Annotated in this window: 17 protein-coding genes; 3 read left to right on the forward strand and 14 right to left on the reverse strand. The window is 43.7% G+C overall.

The window, feature by feature from the left end; genetic code table 11:
• Positions 1 to 68: 68 nt before the first annotated feature.
• Genes cyoE through CHJ_RS05995 form a run of 4 tightly spaced genes read right to left on the reverse strand, consistent with a single transcriptional unit; the run spans position 69 to position 3,637 of the window.
• Positions 69 to 971, reverse strand: a complete 903-nt coding sequence (gene cyoE / locus CHJ_RS05980) for a heme o synthase (RefSeq protein WP_171751880.1) — start codon at positions 969 to 971, stop codon at positions 69 to 71.
• Positions 964 to 2,139 (reverse strand): COX15/CtaA family protein, encoded by a 1,176-nt coding sequence (locus CHJ_RS05985; protein ID WP_317917165.1) that lies wholly within the window; start codon positions 2,137 to 2,139, stop codon positions 964 to 966. The genes cyoE and CHJ_RS05985 overlap by 8 nt, the downstream gene beginning before the upstream one ends.
• Before the next feature lie 11 nt (positions 2,140 to 2,150).
• The gene (locus CHJ_RS05990; RefSeq protein ID WP_317918083.1) at positions 2,151 to 2,729 is read right to left on the reverse strand and encodes a hypothetical protein; all 579 of its coding nucleotides are present in this window, start codon (positions 2,727 to 2,729) and stop codon (positions 2,151 to 2,153) included.
• 32 nt (positions 2,730 to 2,761) lie between these two features.
• Positions 2,762 to 3,637, reverse strand: a complete 876-nt coding sequence (locus tag CHJ_RS05995) for an SURF1 family protein (RefSeq protein ID WP_317917166.1) — start codon at positions 3,635 to 3,637, stop codon at positions 2,762 to 2,764.
• Here CHJ_RS05995 and CHJ_RS06000 point away from each other — a divergent pair.
• Positions 3,588 to 3,818, forward strand: coding sequence for a DUF2909 domain-containing protein (locus CHJ_RS06000; protein ID WP_171751877.1), 231 nt, complete (start codon positions 3,588 to 3,590; stop codon positions 3,816 to 3,818). The two genes, CHJ_RS05995 and CHJ_RS06000, sit on opposite strands and share 50 nt — an antisense overlap.
• 57 nt (positions 3,819 to 3,875) lie before the next feature.
• Here CHJ_RS06000 and CHJ_RS06005 read toward each other — a convergent pair whose 3' ends face one another.
• Genes CHJ_RS06005 through coxB form a run of 4 tightly spaced genes read right to left on the reverse strand, consistent with a single transcriptional unit; the run spans position 3,876 to position 8,295 of the window.
• Positions 3,876 to 4,775 carry a cytochrome c oxidase subunit 3 gene (locus tag CHJ_RS06005; RefSeq protein ID WP_171751876.1) on the reverse strand — a complete coding sequence of 300 codons (900 nt, stop codon included), beginning with the start codon at positions 4,773 to 4,775 and terminating at the stop codon, positions 3,876 to 3,878.
• Positions 4,772 to 5,464, reverse strand: coding sequence for a cytochrome c oxidase assembly protein (locus CHJ_RS06010; protein ID WP_171751919.1), 693 nt, complete (start codon positions 5,462 to 5,464; stop codon positions 4,772 to 4,774). Before CHJ_RS06010 ends, CHJ_RS06005 begins: the two co-directional genes overlap by 4 nt.
• 15 nt (positions 5,465 to 5,479) lie before the next feature.
• Positions 5,480 to 7,138: a cytochrome c oxidase subunit I gene (gene ctaD / locus CHJ_RS06015; protein ID WP_171751875.1), complete on the reverse strand. Its 1,659-nt coding sequence runs from the start codon at positions 7,136 to 7,138 to the stop codon at positions 5,480 to 5,482.
• Positions 7,135 to 8,295 (reverse strand): cytochrome c oxidase subunit II, encoded by a 1,161-nt coding sequence (coxB, locus tag CHJ_RS06020; protein ID WP_317918084.1) that lies wholly within the window; start codon positions 8,293 to 8,295, stop codon positions 7,135 to 7,137. Before coxB ends, ctaD begins: the two co-directional genes overlap by 4 nt.
• Positions 8,296 to 8,884: 589 nt before the next feature.
• On the opposite strand from coxB, the gene CHJ_RS06025 reads away from it, so the two are divergent.
• A complete protein-coding gene (locus CHJ_RS06025) occupies positions 8,885 to 9,682 on the forward strand; it encodes a DUF2189 domain-containing protein (RefSeq protein ID WP_171751873.1) in 798 nt (265 codons plus the stop codon).
• 104 nt (positions 9,683 to 9,786) lie between these two features.
• Here CHJ_RS06025 and CHJ_RS06030 read toward each other — a convergent pair whose 3' ends face one another.
• The gene (locus CHJ_RS06030; protein WP_171751872.1) at positions 9,787 to 10,263 is read right to left on the reverse strand and encodes an arginine repressor; all 477 of its coding nucleotides are present in this window, start codon (positions 10,261 to 10,263) and stop codon (positions 9,787 to 9,789) included.
• Between the two features lie 715 nt (positions 10,264 to 10,978).
• Between CHJ_RS06030 and CHJ_RS06035 the strand changes: the two genes are divergently transcribed.
• Positions 10,979 to 12,508, forward strand: a complete 1,530-nt coding sequence (locus CHJ_RS06035; RefSeq protein WP_317917167.1) for a YfcC family protein — start codon at positions 10,979 to 10,981, stop codon at positions 12,506 to 12,508.
• Positions 12,509 to 12,621: 113 nt separating this feature from the next.
• Here the strand turns inward: CHJ_RS06035 and CHJ_RS06040 are convergent, their stop codons facing one another.
• The 5 genes from CHJ_RS06040 to CHJ_RS06060 form a co-directional block, all read right to left on the reverse strand.
• Positions 12,622 to 13,596, reverse strand: coding sequence for a LacI family DNA-binding transcriptional regulator (locus CHJ_RS06040; protein ID WP_171751858.1), 975 nt, complete (start codon positions 13,594 to 13,596; stop codon positions 12,622 to 12,624).
• 104 nt (positions 13,597 to 13,700) lie between these two features.
• The gene (chbA, locus tag CHJ_RS06045; RefSeq protein ID WP_171751917.1) at positions 13,701 to 14,006 is read right to left on the reverse strand and encodes a PTS N,N'-diacetylchitobiose transporter subunit IIA; all 306 of its coding nucleotides are present in this window, start codon (positions 14,004 to 14,006) and stop codon (positions 13,701 to 13,703) included.
• Between the two features lie 59 nt (positions 14,007 to 14,065).
• Positions 14,066 to 15,448 (reverse strand): glycoside hydrolase family 1 protein, encoded by a 1,383-nt coding sequence (locus CHJ_RS06050; protein ID WP_317917168.1) that lies wholly within the window; start codon positions 15,446 to 15,448, stop codon positions 14,066 to 14,068.
• A 113-nt stretch (positions 15,449 to 15,561) separates the two neighbouring features.
• Positions 15,562 to 16,887 carry a PTS sugar transporter subunit IIC gene (locus tag CHJ_RS06055; RefSeq protein ID WP_171751856.1) on the reverse strand — a complete coding sequence of 442 codons (1,326 nt, stop codon included), beginning with the start codon at positions 16,885 to 16,887 and terminating at the stop codon, positions 15,562 to 15,564.
• 34 nt (positions 16,888 to 16,921) lie between these two features.
• The gene (locus CHJ_RS06060) at positions 16,922 to 17,227 is read right to left on the reverse strand and encodes a PTS sugar transporter subunit IIB (RefSeq protein WP_171751855.1); all 306 of its coding nucleotides are present in this window, start codon (positions 17,225 to 17,227) and stop codon (positions 16,922 to 16,924) included.
• Positions 17,228 to 17,418 lie beyond the last annotated feature (191 nt).

Genomic DNA, 17,418 nt, shown 5'->3' on the forward strand with positions numbered 1-17,418 from the left:
AGCAACCTTCTCCTTATTTCAATCAACCGCAGCTAATCAAAGACTGAATTTTTGGTAAATCCTTTCTGTCATCCCCAATAATGATCAATCAGCAGGGCAACAAACAGCAACATTAAGTGATAAATAGAGAATTTAAATGTCTCCATGGCGGTTTTGTCGTTGCTTTGGTACTTCAGTTTCCAGGCGTGGTAAATAAACCCAGCGCTTAATACTACCGCAGAGCTTAAGTAGATCATGCCACTCATGCCAACTAAGGCGGGCAGCATACAGACAATGAACAGCAAAATGGTATAAAGCAAAATACTGGTTTTGGTGTACTCAACGCCATGGGTCACAGGCAGCATTGGAATGTCTGCTTTGGCGTAATCATCTTTACGGTGAATGGCTAAGGCCCAGAAATGGGGCGGCGTCCATGTAAAAATAATCATCACCAGTAACCATGCGTTACCGTGCAATTCTCCAGTTACCGCTGTCCATCCCAGTAGCGGTGGCATTGCCCCAGCAATTCCTGCAATTACAATGTTTTGTGGCGTGGAGCGTTTAAGGAACATGGTGTACACCACTGCATAGCCAAGCAGACTGGCAAACGTAAGCCAAGCGGTAAGGGCGTTTACTCCCCAAAACAGAGTAATAAAACCAACGGCTCCAATGGATGTAGCAAATAAAAATACGTCGGTAGAATTCACCGCACCGGATGGTAGTGGCCGTTTATGAGTACGTGCCATTATGGCATCAATCCTGCGATCAATCAGGTGGTTGAACGCGGCGGCAGAACCCGCCATAAGGGCTATGCCGATCATGCCTAAAAGACTTTGCTGCAACGGTAAACTGCCGGGGAGCGCTAAACACATGCCAACAAGAGCGGTAAGCAACATTAGCGCAACCACTTTGGGTTTGGTCAGCGCCAGATAGACTTTAAATTTAGATTGAGTTAACTCTGCTGAGCCTTCGGCCAATAAGGTTTTACTCATGGCTATCTCCTGTTTCTTTTCGGGCAAATAAGGTGTTGTGTAGTGGGGGCCTTACTGTTGGTGAATGTGCTAAATCGCTGGTGGATAGTGGCTTGGAGAACAATAGATAGTTAATACGCACCGTCGTGGCTAGCAGCAGTGCGCCGCAAACGTTATGTAGTACGGCAATGGTAAGAGGTAAAGTAAACACCACGTTACTAATCCCCAAACTGACTTGAATGATAAGTAGTACAAACAGCTGTTGTGCCGCTTGTTTGTGCGTATTCGATGTGGACTTTGTAAGTTGCCAACAGAGCAAGATCATCACAAGGCTAGTTATCAGTGCGCCTATCCTGTGGCTAACGTGGATGGTCATTCGTCCGGCATAATCGAGCACACCAAATTCGTAGTTGTCGAAACCCGGTTGATAAAGTGAAAATGCGGTTTTGAAATCAAGCTGGCTTGTCCAGTCTCCCTGACAAATGGGTAAGCTGGTACACATTAGCGCCGCGTAGTTAGAAGAGGTCCAGCCCCCTAAACATATCTGTAAAACCACAACAATGAGCGCTAGTACAGATAAAGACTTGAGTAAAGGTGTGGTGCTTGCATTTGATGGCGGTGATTGAATCGGCGGTTGAGGGAGTTGTTGCACCGCGCATTGACGTGTATGGAGTAACACTAACAAACTGAGCAGAGTAAACCCTCCTAAAAGGTGAGCGAGCACAATGACCGGCATTAACTTTAAAGTTACCGTCCACATACCAAGTAGTGCTTGGGCTATCACCAATATGGTTAACGCCAAGGGGAGTATGGTTCCCACCGCTTGTGCAGTATGATCTTGTCGATGAACGGCGGATTTTTTGAGGAACAGTAGGGTAATAGCAAAGACCACTAAGCCCAGTGAACCCGCAAAATAGCGATGTATCATCTCTGCCCATGCTTTACTGGCTTCTACCCCTTGGTTTGGGTATAACTCGTTGGCTTTTTGTAACTCTAACTCGCTTTCAGGAACAGTCAGTTGGCCATAGCATCCCGGCCAGTCTGGACAGCCTAAGCCTGCATCCGATAATCGAGTATATGCGCCTAATGCGATGACCGCGATGGTGAGTAAAATCGCGCCTCTGGTCAGTCTCAATCTAAACCGATCCAACGGGATTAAGTTTGTCTTTTGCTGTTCCTTAGCATTCATTCGTCGTTCTCCTAGCCAACCCGAGAAAGTTTAAGTAGCTTACGCAAGTCCGATAACAGTCCTTTATTTTGGGCGACTAACTCCGTTGCAGAATGTGTGGCTGGGTACTTCATTACTAGCTGGCCTAATGGATCGGTAATAAGGTACTCCATGGAAGAAACCTGCTGCAAAAAAGCGTCATTGATGACGATCGATGTAAAGCCATCCAAGGCAACACTTGTGTCGCTGTTGCTGGCGACAAATACCGTAGGTAGAACTCGTGGCTGGTATTTACCCAGCGCGGTATGGGACTGTTTGAGAAGGTGAAGTTGTTGTTGGCAGTGTTGTTGGCAATCAGAGGGAAGCACATAACCTAAATGCCAACTCGGATCCGCGTCATTAATAATGGCAGGAAGCTGTATATTTAGATCTGCATAGGTGAGCCTAGGTTCAATAAGCTGCCCTTTATTGGTGACGCCCGATTGATACCAATGCTGAGATAAAATGGTTTTTGCCATAATGGCGGGTAGGGCAAAGATAAAAAACAGACCAATAAGCATCCAGCGCCCCTTAGATTGACGCTGCTTTAGGGGGATGCTATCTGACGGCATGGCAGAATGATCACCTGCAAGGGGAGAGGGTTTCATAACGCGCTCCTTTGTTGTTGACGGCGTGTTTTAAACAGCAGAATAAGCATAAGCAGTAGCCAAACGCCTGCCATAGCAAACCACTGGAAGGCATAAGCAAAATGTTTGCTAGATGACATCGGTAACGGTTTCCAAGGTTGAGGAAGTGAACCAATAATAAATTGACCTGCATCTTGTGGTTGTGCGGCGGCTTTATCTGAGGTTTTCGATAGCGGATTAAATGGCTGTAATGCAAATGGATAAAAAACCTTATCCAGTGACTCACTTAGCTGATCAAAATTTAAGTTTTGAATACGTATTTGTGGATGACTCGTCGTCATTTCTTCCTGCATAAGGTCTGAACTAAGAGGATTAAGAGAACGTTGGTACAGACGCCCTTGCTGGACTCCTGAAGGTAACCGTTTTGATATCTCTGGTAATCGTGCACGATTGTTACCTGTTTGAACAAACCCCAACTCCACTAATAGCATGCTATTGTTGGGAGAGTGGTCAAATGCTTGATAAACCAAATATCCCGCTTTTCCTTCAAAGGTTTGGTTATCTAAGTAGATGAGTGGCAGCGAGGTGCTGCTCAGCGACGCGACGACATTAATGCCAACGACATTTTTATTCGCACGCAACAGCATTTGTTGCTTTAATTCCGTTAACGGAATAGCAGGAATCTGTTTTCTTGCAGATAAGTCGTGTTCTATTTTTAGTTTCTCTTCGCCTCGACCCAGTTGCCAAAGTCCAAGGTTGACCAATAGAGCAAATACAACCAAAGTTAACAGAGTGCCAAACACCCACGACGCTGACTTACTCAACGTTCGTAAAGGAGAGCTTATGACTCTGTTACTTAAAATCACTTTGGTGGTGATGCTGTTTTTCATCATTTTTAACCTTGCGCGTGCCCTTTTTCATATGGTGAAAGAGCCCTCTTCGTCGGAGAGGGGAGAAAGGCGTCCAATGAGCCACTTTTTAGGACGTCGATTGATGTTTTCGGCTTTAGTGGTTGTGTTGCTCATTATCGCCTTATCATCAGGGCTAATAGAGCCAAACTCACGCCCGTATTAGCGGTTATTATTAGCTAGTCAGTTACTTAACTTTCTCTTCCGTTTCCTTTTTTGCTCACTACAAAACATAAACAAAGACAAACAGGCAAAGCCATACCACATCTACAAAGTGCCAGTACCAACTGCCAGCTTGAAAAGCGAAATGGTTATCTGGTGTAAAGTGGTTGTAGGCGATTCGTGCCAATAATACTGAAAGAAAAATAGTCCCAAGCAGTACGTGCAAACCGTGAAACCCGGTTAACATGAAGAAGGTGTTACCGTAAATGCCTGACTGCAGGGTTAATCCCATCTCCTGATAAGCGTGAACGTACTCTTCAACTTGATAAAACAAGAACAACACAGCCAGAATAATAGTGATCTCTAACCAAAATACTAAGGCGGTTCGGTGGTTCTTCTCTAAGCTAATGTGTGCAAAATGCAGAGTAATAGAAGAAGTAAGCAAAATAATGGTGTTGGTTAACGGTAAGCCTTGCCATGGCATCGCCTCGGTTGTTACTCCTGAAGGGGTTAACGTGAGGGGCCATATTGCTTCAAAAGCGGGCCACAATACCTCATGAGTCATGGCGTTATTGTCTGCGCCGGCAAGCCATGGCACTGCTATCATTCGGGCGTAGAAAAGCGCACCGAAAAAGGCGGCAAAAAACATGATTTCAGAAAAAATAAACCAACTCATTCCCTGTTTAAATGACCGGTTTATCTGGTCTGAGTAAAGCCCAGCGAGAGACTCGCTAATGACATTTCGAAACCAGCCTGCCAGCATATACAATAAAACGATCACGCCAGTAGAGAGTATCCATTTGCCCACCACACTACTGGCGCCATTACTCCCCATGTTTTGCACTGTTACACCAGCACCGACAGCAATTAAAAATAACGCAATGGCACCTACAATAGGCCAGTTACTCTGGGCTGGTACATAATAACTGGGAAGGTTTGAATGCTCTGAATTTGCGCTCATTGCATGCTCCTTAAAGTAAGTTCGGTTTTCGTCATTGCGATATCATGGTTTGTTGACGGATCGGTTTCTCTCTTTGTCACGACTATGGAACCGTCCTGTGATGATGCTTGTTGGTCGCTGATATCAAATAGGGTATAGGAGAGTGTCAGAGTGTGGACGGAATCTGGAATCGTGGGTTCGATATAAAACATCAGTGCGAGTTCGGCACTTTCGCCGGCTTTTAGCGGTTGTTTGCTAAAACAGAAGCATTCCATTTTGTTAAAGTAACTGGCTGCCAAACCGGGGGAAACCGAGGGCACCGCTTGACCAACTAAATCTCTTTTTGAAAGGTTGGTGGCGTAATAGACCGTTTGAATAACTTGACCGGGGTGAACGGTTAGCACTCTGTTGGCGGGTTTTAGCTGCCAAGGCATATTGGCTGGAATATGCGCCATTAGCTCAACGTCGATGCGACGCGATTTATCAATTTGCATTCCCAATGGTTGGACTGCGGCTACCTCATTGGTTTTACCGTTAATACCTAGCACGTCACACATAACATCATAAAGGGGCACTAACGCGTAGCCAAATCCGAACATGGCTACCGTGGCCACGATGAGCTTAGCCGTCAGTTTTCGGTTTTTTTGCTCCCCTTGCGAGCGTTGACTGACTGGCTTCTGGTCGTCTGGTGGTGATTGATTGTTTGGCATAGTCATAGTCGCTACCTAATCCACTTTAGGTGGTTGTTCAAAGGTGTGATGAGGGGCAGGACTGGGGACGGTCCACTCTAGTCCTTCGGCTCTATCCCATGGTTTGGCGGGCGCTTTTTCGCCACCACGGATGCACTTAATTACTACCCACAAAAACAGCAGTTGAGAAATACCAAAAGCAAAGCCACCAATAGAGACCACCTGATTCACATCGGCAAACTGAATAGCATAGTCGGGGATTCGTCTTGGCATACCGGCAAGACCGAGAAAGTGCATTGGAAAAAACAAAATATTGACCGAGATAACCGAAGTCCAAAAGTGCCATAAGCTTAGGGTTTGGTTATACATGTTTCCTGTCCACTTAGGCAGCCAGTAATACGCTGCTGCCATAATGGAGAAAACCGCACCGGAGACGAGAACATAGTGGAAATGAGCCACCACAAAGTAGGTGTCGTGGTACTGAAAATCCGCCGGAACAATGGCCAGCATTAACCCAGAGAAACCACCAATGGTAAACAGCACAATAAAGGCGATGGCAAATAACATTGGAGTCTCAAAGGTGAGTGCACCTCGCCACATGGTCGCGACCCAGTTAAACACTTTTACTCCGGTAGGGACGGAAATAAGCATGGTGCAGTACATAAAGAACAACTCAGCAAACACCGGCATACCAGTGGTGAACATATGGTGCGCCCATACTAAAAATGACAGTAGTGCAATGCTTACAGTGGCGTACACCATGGAGTGATAACCGAACAGTTTTTTACCCGAGAAGGCGGGAATTATGGCCGACATAATGCCAAAAGAGGGTAAGATCATGATGTACACTTCAGGGTGACCAAAGAACCAGAATATATGCTGAAACATAACGGGGTCGCCCCCTCCGGCAGCATCAAAAAAACTGGTGCCAAAATATTTATCGGTTAACACCATGGTTACCGCACCCGCCAAAACAGGCATTACCGCGATAAGTAAAAATGCAGTGATGAGCCAAGTCCAAACGAACATGGGCATTTTCATCAATGTCATACCCGGTGCGCGCATATTAAATATGGTGACGATAACGTTAATCGCCCCCATGATGGAACTGATGCCCATTATGTGAACAGAGAAGACAAACAGAGCGGTACTGTCTGGTCCATAAGTAGTGGAGAGTGGTGCGTAAAACGTCCAACCAAAATTGGGCCCGCCCCCTTCAGTAAATAGAGAGGCCAGTAAAATAAGAAAGGCGAAAGGCAGTATCCAGAAACTTAGGTTGTTCATTCGCGGCAATGCCATATCTGGAGCACCAATCATCATGGGTATCATCCAGTTAGCAAGGCCGGTAAAGGCAGGCATTACGGCACCAAACACCATGATAAGACCATGAACGGTGGTCATCTGGTTAAAAAACTCCGGATCAACAAGTTGTAATCCCGGCTGAAACAGTTCGGCACGAATGATCATTGCCATTGCACCACCAATAAAGAACATGGCAAGACTGAAAAGCAAATACAGCGTACCGATATCTTTGTGGTTGGTGGAATAGACCCAGCGAGCCCAACCTGTTGGTACGTGATGGTCATGAGAGTCCACTGGCGAATCAGGTATTGTTCCATCAGGCATTGTTCCGCTCACGCTTGATTGAGACTCTACAGGTGACATCTTCTTATGACTCTCGGTTGAAGGTCTCATTGTTTGTCCTCCGAGCTGATTTCTGATTCTTTATCTGGCTCTGTTGCAGCATTTATAAAGTTGTTTATGTCTGAAGCCTGAATCACATCGCCAGTATCATTGCCCCAAGCGTTACGTTGGTAGGTGATGATCGCGGCGAGTTCTTGCTGAGTCATTTGGTTAATAAACGCCTGCATAGCGGTTCCCGGCCGACCATTAACAACGGTGTCGATATGGGTAGAGAGATCTCCCGTTGCGATTTTGCTTCCCTTAATGGCTGGGAAAACGCTAGGAATGCCTAATCCGGTGGTTTGATGACATACTGCGCAGCGTTCTAGGTAAGCTTGTTCTCCAATCGCCATTAATTGTTCCATTGGCATGCTGCTGGACAGGGCTAGTTCAGCTTTGGCTTTTTCTTCGGCCATTTGCTGTTTTTTGTCCACTAACCACTGCTGGTAGTTCTCTTCTGTCATGGCGTGAACCACAATCGGCATGAAGCCATGAGCGCGTCCACATAGTTCTGCGCATTGGCCTCGATAGATGCCGGGTTTATCGATTCTTGTCCATGCTTCGTTAATAAATCCGGGAATAGTGTCTTTTTTCACAGCAAAGTCGGGCACCCACCAAGAGTGGATAACATCATCAGAGGTCAGCAGAAATCGGATTTTTTTATTGATAGGCAGAACCAGAGGATTATTCACTTCTAGCAGGTAGTGTTCGCCTTTCTCTTCGTCCCCTTCAATCTGTTCTACGGCTGTGCTGAGTAAACTTAAAAACTCAATATCTTCGCCAAAATAGTGGTAATGCCATTTCCACTGTGACCCGGTCACTTTTATCGTAATGTCCGATTTACTGGTGTCTTCCATTGCGACCAAGGTTTTGGTCGCAGGGATTGCCATTGCGATAAGAATGATTACGGGGATTACCGTCCAGATGATTTCGACCTTAGTACTTTCATGAAAGTCGGCAGCAACGGCGCCTTTGGATTTTCGGTGATGAATGATGGAGTAGAACATAATGCCAAAGACAACCGCAGCAATGGCGCAACAGATATAAAAAATCAGCATATGGAGGTGATAAACCTCTTCACTGATCCGAGTGACGCCCTGCGTTAAATTGAACTCCGTTGCCGCATTCGCAACAGAGCTTAAATGTAAAAATAGAGCGCAGCTAACCAGTGTTCGTAGAATCGAAAAACGATGCACACGATCTCTCCCTGACATGTTGCAATATAAACCTAAGTGCTTTTTTACCTTTAAGTGCGTATTCCACTTTAAGTTCTACTACATCCTTAAGTACGACCACATAAAGCAAACTGAGTTACGTTGACCAAGTTGTCCTGATGTGTGACGTTGACGCAGTCACACATGGCAGTTAAATGTTATTTATTTGTTAACGAAAGGCTAGTATCAGATCATTGGATGTTCAAGATTTAATAGTTTTATTAACAAAAAAGTGCTTTGGTAGAATAAATTTTGTAAATAGAACTTTGGTATAACGTATTGTATTTTATGGTTTCTGTTTGGATCGGAAGCAGAGTGGTGATGCGTTTATAAAATAGACAGTTTGCAAATGCTATCTAACTGGTCAATAGTTAACAATATGTTAATGCGCGACGTGTAGCTGTGAGTTAAAGATAGTTGGCCGTGAGCCTGCGTATGACTAAATGTGATGCATCGCTTTATGATTGAGTAGTTTTAGGCTGGGCATCGAATTTCAACGCATCAACAACAGGTGCGATTAACGAGAATCGATCAAGGAGGATGTATGCCGCGTACACTGAACCCCTCGGACATGCATGCCAAAAAAAAAGAGGTGCCGAACAGCCAATATGCTCGCACCATTCCATGTAATCAACTAAGTGTCTCTGCTCCTTTTCACTGGTTAGCCTTAGGCTTACACGACTTTATACGAATGCCACTGATTAGCGCATTTTATGGCTTATGCTTTATGGGTGCTGCAATCAGTATTGTGTTGCTGATACAGTGGCAGGGTACGCATTTAGTGGTGATGCCTGCGTTAGTGGTTTATATGCTTATTGGGCCATTCCTTGCTCTCGGCTTATATGACGCAAGCTGGGAGAGAGAGCAGGGCAAAAGTGCCAGTTTATGGCATTCAATGAAAGCCATTGGCAGAAACTCGTCGTCACAATGGGCATTTGCGGTATTGCTCACCGTTGCCATGATATTTTGGATGCGTATCGCAGCGCTATTGCACGCACTTTACCCGTCTGTTCAGGGAGCGCCATTAGCTGAGTTTCTCCCTTTCTTAGTCATCGGATCAATAGTTGGTTTCGTTATCGCGGCGATCATCTTTTCTATTTCTGCTTTTTCTATCCCGCTAATGATGGAAAAAAATGTAGATATGATGAGTGCTGTGTTTACTAGTTTTAATGCGGTTAAGTCTAACATTCCGGCGATGATAGTCTGGGCTGCCACTATATGCGGCGGTATCTTGATTGGCTTTGCAACATTTGGTGTAGGGATGCTCTTTACCATGCCGATATTAGGTTATGGAACATGGCATGCATACCATGCAACGATTAAACGTGAGGATGATATTTAGCCGTATCTATTCATTAGCTTCTAAAGACAAACTAAGAAAGTGGAGATGCCAACGCACTCCACTTTTTTTGTGTTGGCAGAAATGTACACTCAAGCTCTTTAAGGTTACTTGGGTATAGTTAGGTTAAAAAAACGGTTCAGTTTTTCTGAAAGTTGTTGTGGATTCACTCCGGTTTGTGGAGTGATGAAAATGGTGTCATCACCAGAAACTACCCCCATAATACCCAGATTATAACGAACAGAATCGACTAATCGAGCGACCAGCTCTGCTGCAGAAGGCGTTGTTTTGATAATTATAAAGGCATGATTCCAGTCGATATCGTTAACCATTTGTTCGATATTCGTTTTGGTTGAGGGCATATCGAGTTCATGAGGTATTTGATAAAACAGATGATGGTCACTATCGAGTACCCGAACCGCACCTAACTTAGTCAAAATACGTGACATCATAGATTGATGAAGCTTGCCAAAACCCTGTTGCTCAAGCATAGAAATCAATTGAGCTTGTGAGTGGACAGTTTCGTTGAGAATTATCTCTTTTACTGTTTTAGCAATTTCATCAGATTGAGTATTTTTTGACATGAGTTGATAGCTTAATGAGTTGAGTTTCTCTAGTTTAACGCCGAGAAAAAGCGGTTTCAGTGGAATATGGCACAAAAATTTATAAAACTGGGTGTATATGCTGGTTTTCTGGTTAGTTTTTAGTGAATTTCTTTTAGAGCGCGATGGATTTAAAATATCTTCTCTGTCACCTTTCTCAAGGGCTAGAGCAGAATGATATTAATCCTAACCGGTAAAATATAATGTTTATGTAATTTTAACGGTGTTCAGTTTAAAGTTGTAAATATTTAAATTGTTACGTTAATGATCTTTTAATTAACTTGGATTTTCTTTCGTGTATATATTTATTTTTTAATTTTCATATTAATATCTATTGGAGGTAGATAACTATTCAAAACGGGTTGGATGGAAGTGACAAAAAGAAGTGATTTTTTGACGTTGTTATTGTTTTCAGGTAGTTAGATGTTATTTTTGGTGCTTTTCTATATGATTATATTTTTGTGAAGGTAATCAAATTATTATATTTTGTCAGGAGTATATTATCTTTCAGAAAGGGAAGGTTGATTTTTGTCGTTAATCTTTCCAGTGTTTAATATATTAAATTGATAACTTAAAAAGGTTAGGTAATAACTTAACTCTTACTTTTTCTGTGTTCTGAATTCTTTAAAAAATAACTGAAACATCCGATATTGCTCTGGTGCGGAAAGTGCTGGATCAACGAAATGGAGATTAAACAATGACAAGTATAGCTTTACCTCGTTTAAGATTTAAAACGTTTCCGAGTGCCTTTACCATTTTATTTATCATTACTTTATTGGCCGTCGCGTGTACTTGGATGATCCCCGCTGGGGCGTACTCAAAACTTATTTATAGTGCTGAGTCTGGCACCTTGTCGATCGCAACGCCTTCCGGCGCTGTTACGAGTATTGCAGCGAGTCAACAAGAGTTGGACAATCTAGGGGTAAATATTAAGATTGACCAGTTTACCAACGGTATTATTCGTAAACCTATTGCTGTTCCGGGAACCTATGAACGTGTCCCTTCGGTTCATAAGGGGCTTGGAGATATAACCAAGAGTATGGTTGAAGGCACCATAGAAGGAGCTGATGTTATCGTCTTCATACTGGTTCTTGGCGGTATGATTGGCGTGGTAAATGCTACCGGGGCATTTAATTCTGGATTGATCGCATTATCCAAAAAGAGTAAAGGCCGAGAGTTTGGCTTGGTCTTTTCGGTTTGCCTAGTTATGGCATTGGGAGGGACAACATGCGGGCTAGAAGAAGAGGCTGTTGCTTTTTACCCAATCTTGGTTCCTATCTTTCTGTCACTAGGCTACGACTCAATTGTCTGTGTTGGTGCTATTTTTATGGCTGGCTCAATGGGCACAACCTTTTCAACCATTAATCCATTTTCGGTTGTTATAGCGTCAAACGCTGCCGGTATTCCATTTACCGAAGGTATTGAGTTTCGAATTATTGGTTTGATTGTGGGCTTTGCCGTGTTGAGTGCTTATATGTATTGGTATTGCAAAAAGGTCAAGGCAGATCCTAGTTTCTCTTACACTTATGATGACCATGAAGAATTCGAAGCGCGTTATATGAGTGACGTGGATATGAGTCATGAAATTCCATTTACACTTCGACGTAAGATTATTTTGGCAATGTTTATATTGGCCTTTCCATTGATGATTTGGGGGGTATCCGTTGGTGGATGGTGGTTCCCTACGATGGCGGCTTCCTTTTTGGCAATCACTATTCTAATCATGTTTATTTCTGGCCTTTCAGAAAAAACATTGGTTGAATCTTTTACTAAGGGAGCGTCAGAACTGGTTGGAGTCTCTTTGATTATTGGGCTTGCTCGTGGTGTTAACTTAGTACTCGAACAAGGTATGATCTCTGACACTATTCTCTTCGCTGCGTCGGATTTTGTATCCGGAATGGAGGGGGGCGTATTTATTGTGGCACAAATGTTGGTATTTGCTCTGCTTGGTTTTATTGTTCCATCCTCATCAGGCCTTGCTGTGCTATCCATGCCTATTATGGCACCTCTAGCGGATACGGTTGGTATTCCTCGTGAGATTGTTGTATCTGCTTATAATTGGGGTCAGTATGCGATGTTATATTTGACACCAACAGGATTGGTATTGGCAACGTTGCAAATGCTAGGTATGTCTTACAATAAGTGGCTAAAATTTGTCTGGCCAATGGTGGTGTTTGTATTAGGTTTTGGCGCGATAATGTTGGTTATTCAGGTCGCAATGGCTTAAGTATTATTTTTCCACACAAGCTAAGGTTCTTTTGGCTTGTGTGGATTTCTCCTGTAAGCAGATTATTTTCAGCTAAGTTTATCAAGGTCATTAAACAGGCTAGGAGATAATGATTACTTACGATTAGTCACCGACTCTCGTGCGACGAGTTTTCCCATTATTAAAGGTATTTCAGATGCCGGTTTATCATTAATAACTTCATCTAATTGGTTTATAGCGGCTTCAACCAGTTTATCTGATGGATAGCTAATACACGTCAGTGCCGGGGTTAATTGGCTAGCCAGAGGTGAGTTCTCTAGTGACATAATAGAAACTTCTTGTGGAGTGGCTAGATTAAAATCTTTTAACAACTTCATGGCAATCGCCGCCTGACTATCACGCATAACAATAATAGCGGTAAATGGGTGATAGCTGTTTAACAGTGTGAGCATGGCTTGCTCTGCGTCACCATTGGCTTCAACAATCAATTGGCGGTTAATGGGAATGGCCATATTGTGCAGCGAGGTTTTGTAGCCATCTAACGTCTGACTTGAGGCACTTCCTTTGTCGTCCAATACAATGGCGATACTGCTGTGACCTTGACTAGACAAATAGCGGCAAGCACTTTCACAAGCAAAATGGTAGTCGTAGCCAATCGCTCTATGTTGTGAGTTGGCTTTGGTGTCTATGGCGATAACATTGTCATCCATCGCGTTACTATTGATGGAGTCTGGTAGTTCGCCACCTAACACTATAATTGCATCACAGTGACGCCCATTTAGCTCTTCTATCAGTCGTGCTCGTTCTTGAGTGCTGTCGGCAAAATGCACCAACATATGCTTACTTTTCTGTTTTAGCGCCTTTGCTAGTAACGGCAAGTAAGTAGAGACTTGGCCTGCGTCAGTAGAAGAGAGTATGACGCCGATATAATCAGTGCGCTTATTGGCTAAATTTTGAGCGGCAGCATTGGGGCGATAATTTAGCTCCTCTGCCGCTCTAATTACCGCGTCTCGGCTCTCTGTCTTTACCCCACGACTGCCACTCATGACACGAGAGACAGTCGCTTTGGATACATTGGCAAGGCGAGATACGTCTGTAATGGTTACCATCTAAGTACACCTGTATTGGAAAAATTGTTGATGTTATGGGAAAACGGTTCCCAATTTCTCTCCATTTTACAGCGCCATAAAATAACCACAAGCGTATTAATCGCTTATTGGCAACGTTTATGAAGCTCAATAAGTTCTGCAACTAACTCTTTGGCCAACATGGATGTCATTAAGTGATCTTGTGCATGAACCATGACTAATGTCATTTTGGCTTTGCCTTCTCCTTCATCTGCTTCAATGAGTTGAGTTTGCACAAGGTGTGCTTTGTTGGCGTATTCTTGAGCCTCTTTCATTAAGCTTTCTGCTTCACTAAATTGGTTTTTCTTAGCGTGACGCAGTGCTTCATAACACAAACTTCTTGATTGGCCTGCATTAATAATGATCCCCATTACTTGCTCTTCTAAGTCCATCATTCTCTCCCGTAAGTTGTTCAAAATTCCCCAAAGTAGGGAAGTTGAGTCAATTGACTCTAGTTAAAACCGTTGTCTCGTGACACCTGGGCATACCACTCGCCACTTTTTTTCATGCTACGTTGTTGAGTCTCCAAATCGAGGCGATAAAATCCGTATCGATTTTTGTAAGCATTGCTCCATGACCAGTTGTCGATAAAAGTCCATAGATGATAGCCAATGCAATTGGCGCCTTCTTCGATACCTTGATGAAGCCAGCTAAGGTGTCCGCGAATAAAGTCGATGCGATAGTCATCTTGAATTTGACCATTAACTAAAAACTTCTCTTCCCCTTCAACACCCATGCCGTTTTCAGAGATGTAACAAGGTAGGTTGCCGTAGTTGTCACGTAAGTTAGTTAATATGTCATAAACGCCTTTTTCGTAGATCTCCCAGCCGCGGTGTGGATTCATTTTTCTCCCCGGCATTTCGTAATAATCAAAAAAGTGTTCTGGCATAAACGGTGCATCAGGGTTAACGGCATTGTCTCTGGCTTTTACGCGTCTTGGCATGTAGTAGTTCACGCCAAGCAGATCGATTTTTCCTTCTGCAATGAGTTCACAATCTCCAGCCTGAATATCGGGTAGTTGGTCATGCTCTGTAAGTAGATCAACCAGCGCTTGTGGATAGCTTCCCTTTACCGCGGGATCAAGGAAACTACGGTTAAACAATAAGTCACAAATATTGGAAGCTTTTAAATCTGCTTTGTTATCAGAACGAGGATAAGAAGGAGTAAGGTTTAAAATAATACCTATCTGTCCATCAAGACCAAGTTTGCGGTAAGTTTTGACCGCTTTAGCGTGTGCAAGAATAGTGTGATAAGCCACAGTAGCGGCGCGTTTAAAGTCCACAACGTTAGGGTAGTGGAAATCATAAAGGTAGCCACCTTCAACGGGAACAATGGGCTCGTTAAAAGTGAACCAATGCTTGACTCGGTCACCAAACAGTTTGAAGCAGGTTTCAGCATAGTATTGGTATGCGTCTAATACTTCACGGTTTTCAAATCCACCGATCTCTTGCATGACCATCGGCATGTCAAAATGGAACAGGCAGATAAATGGCTCTATGTTGTGCTTGATTAACTCGTTTATGACGCCGTTGTAAAAGTCGACCGCTTCTTGGTTTACTTCTCCTGACCCTGTCGGAATTAATCGAGCCCATGAAATAGAGGTGCGAAAACTATTGTGGCCAATATCCTTCATAAGTTGGATATCGCTTTGATAGTTTTGGTAGAAGGTCGATGCCTCTGTTGCAGAGATGCCGTTGTGGAATCGATTTGGCTGAGCTTTAAACCAATGGTCCCAAATATTCTCACCTTTGCCATTTATAAAAGCCGCCCCTTCGGTTTGAGTAGCAGAGGCGGCACTTCCCCAGTAGAAATTGTTTGGAAATGTATATTTCATGGTTTTTCCTTATTAAAGAGCAGCCAAAGCTGCTCTGTATTACTGATCAGTAAGAGTTATTAGTGATGCGAGTTCGTCATAAACAAACTGGTTATCAATACCATAGCGACAGTTTAAGCGGTGATAGGCTGCGCTTGTGCGTTGGCTTCTTTCTCTTTAGCTGCATCTTGTTCTAGCAGCTGTTTTTCGTAAGCTTTTAAGAATGGTAGGTACATCATTGCTGCCATGACCATACAAAGTAAGCACATAATCACGGGGCTAAAGGCCCAGTTCGCAGCCCAAGAGGCACCGATTGGTCCCGGAGTTGTCCATGGTGTTAATGAAACGACGCGTTCAATAAGACCCCAGTCGGTAGCAAACCATGCCAGTGTGGCGTTGATCATTGGAACAAATATGAATGGTAGGAAGAACACTGGGTTCATGATGATTGGCGCACCAAATAAGATGGGTTCGTTAATGTTAAACAAGCCCGGTACGACCCCCATTTTACCAATGGTTCTCAGGTGTACAGCTTTGCTACGCATAAGCAAGAAAGCCAGCGGCAGTGTTGACCCCACGCCACCAATGAGTAGGTAATGATCCCAAAACCCTTGAACAAAAATATGAGGAATCGCTTCACCTGCGGTCATTGCTGCTTGGTTAACGGATAAGTTCGCCATCCAGAATGGGTTCATGATGCCAGTGACGATTAGCGCGCCATGGATACCGGCAAACCATAAAATTTGACAGACAAGTACCGCTAGAAGAACGGCGGGTAATGAATCAGACGCAGCCACTAATGGTTGAACTAATGACATGATCGCTTGAGGGATGATCATGCCTGTTTGTGTCTCGATGAATAGGTTAAGCGGGTGCAATGTTAAGATAATCGCCAATACCGGAATCAATATTTCAAATGAGCGAGCAACACCAGATGGTACTTCAGGAGGAAGTTTAATCGTGACGTTTTTACGTTTTAAAAATGCATAGACTTCTGTGGAGTAAATAGCAGTAATGATCGCGGTGAATATACCTTGACCTGAGAAGTACTGCATAGAGATTTGTCCACCTTCAAGTGGAGCGGCAACCAGCAAAAAAGACATCATAGAAAGTAGGCCAGTGGTTACCGGGTCAAGATTATGATGGCGCGCTAGGCTAGAGGCGATTCCCACCGAAATAAACAGCGTCATGATCCCCATACTGAGGTTAAATGGCAGCATGAGTTGTTCGCGATAGGTATTAGAAAAATCCAGCCACGCTCTGGCAAATCCCCAGGTGGTGTCTGCCGAGAAAGGAGGGAAAATAAACACCAACATAAACGACCCAACGATCATAAACGGCAGTGCGGCGATAAATCCGTCACGGATTGATGTGACATATTTTTGTTGGCCCAGTTTTCCGGCAATTGGGGTGACCTTTTGCTCGATAACGTCAACCATTCTATTGTATAAAGTACTCATAATTTTTTCCGTTACTTGTGTGAATGTAAATGCCTTAGCCGATAAGTTCTATAGCAAAATCAAGGACTTTATCCCCTCTCTGCATGCCGTAATCCATCATGTCTATCGGCTCTACTTTTATTCCGTGAGCGCTAGCCACCTGCTGCAAGTCTGGTTGCATATATTTGATTTGTGGGCCTAGCAATACCACTTGAAAGTTAGAAAACTGTTCGTTAAATTCTGATGCACCAAAGGCATTAATTTCCGCCGCAATACCTCTCTCGTCAGCCGAGGCCTGCATTTTTTTTACCAGCATGGATGTGGACATTCCTGCTGAGCAGCAAAGCATTATTTTTTTCATTTTGTCTCTCCTGTTTTGTCTTTCACGTTTTGTATCAACGGATGCAACTATGCCTCTTTGGAAATAAAATGGAAACCGGTTTCCATTTTATTTCCGTTTTATTGTGAAAATGATCATTAGATTGAACTGGAAGTGTCATAATTTTGTGATGTTGTTAACGGTTTGCCTTTGATATGGAAACAAACTGTGCT

Source organism: Vibrio sp. MACH09 (assembly GCF_033238805.1).
In the GTDB taxonomy this organism is placed as follows: domain Bacteria; phylum Pseudomonadota; class Gammaproteobacteria; order Enterobacterales; family Vibrionaceae; genus Vibrio.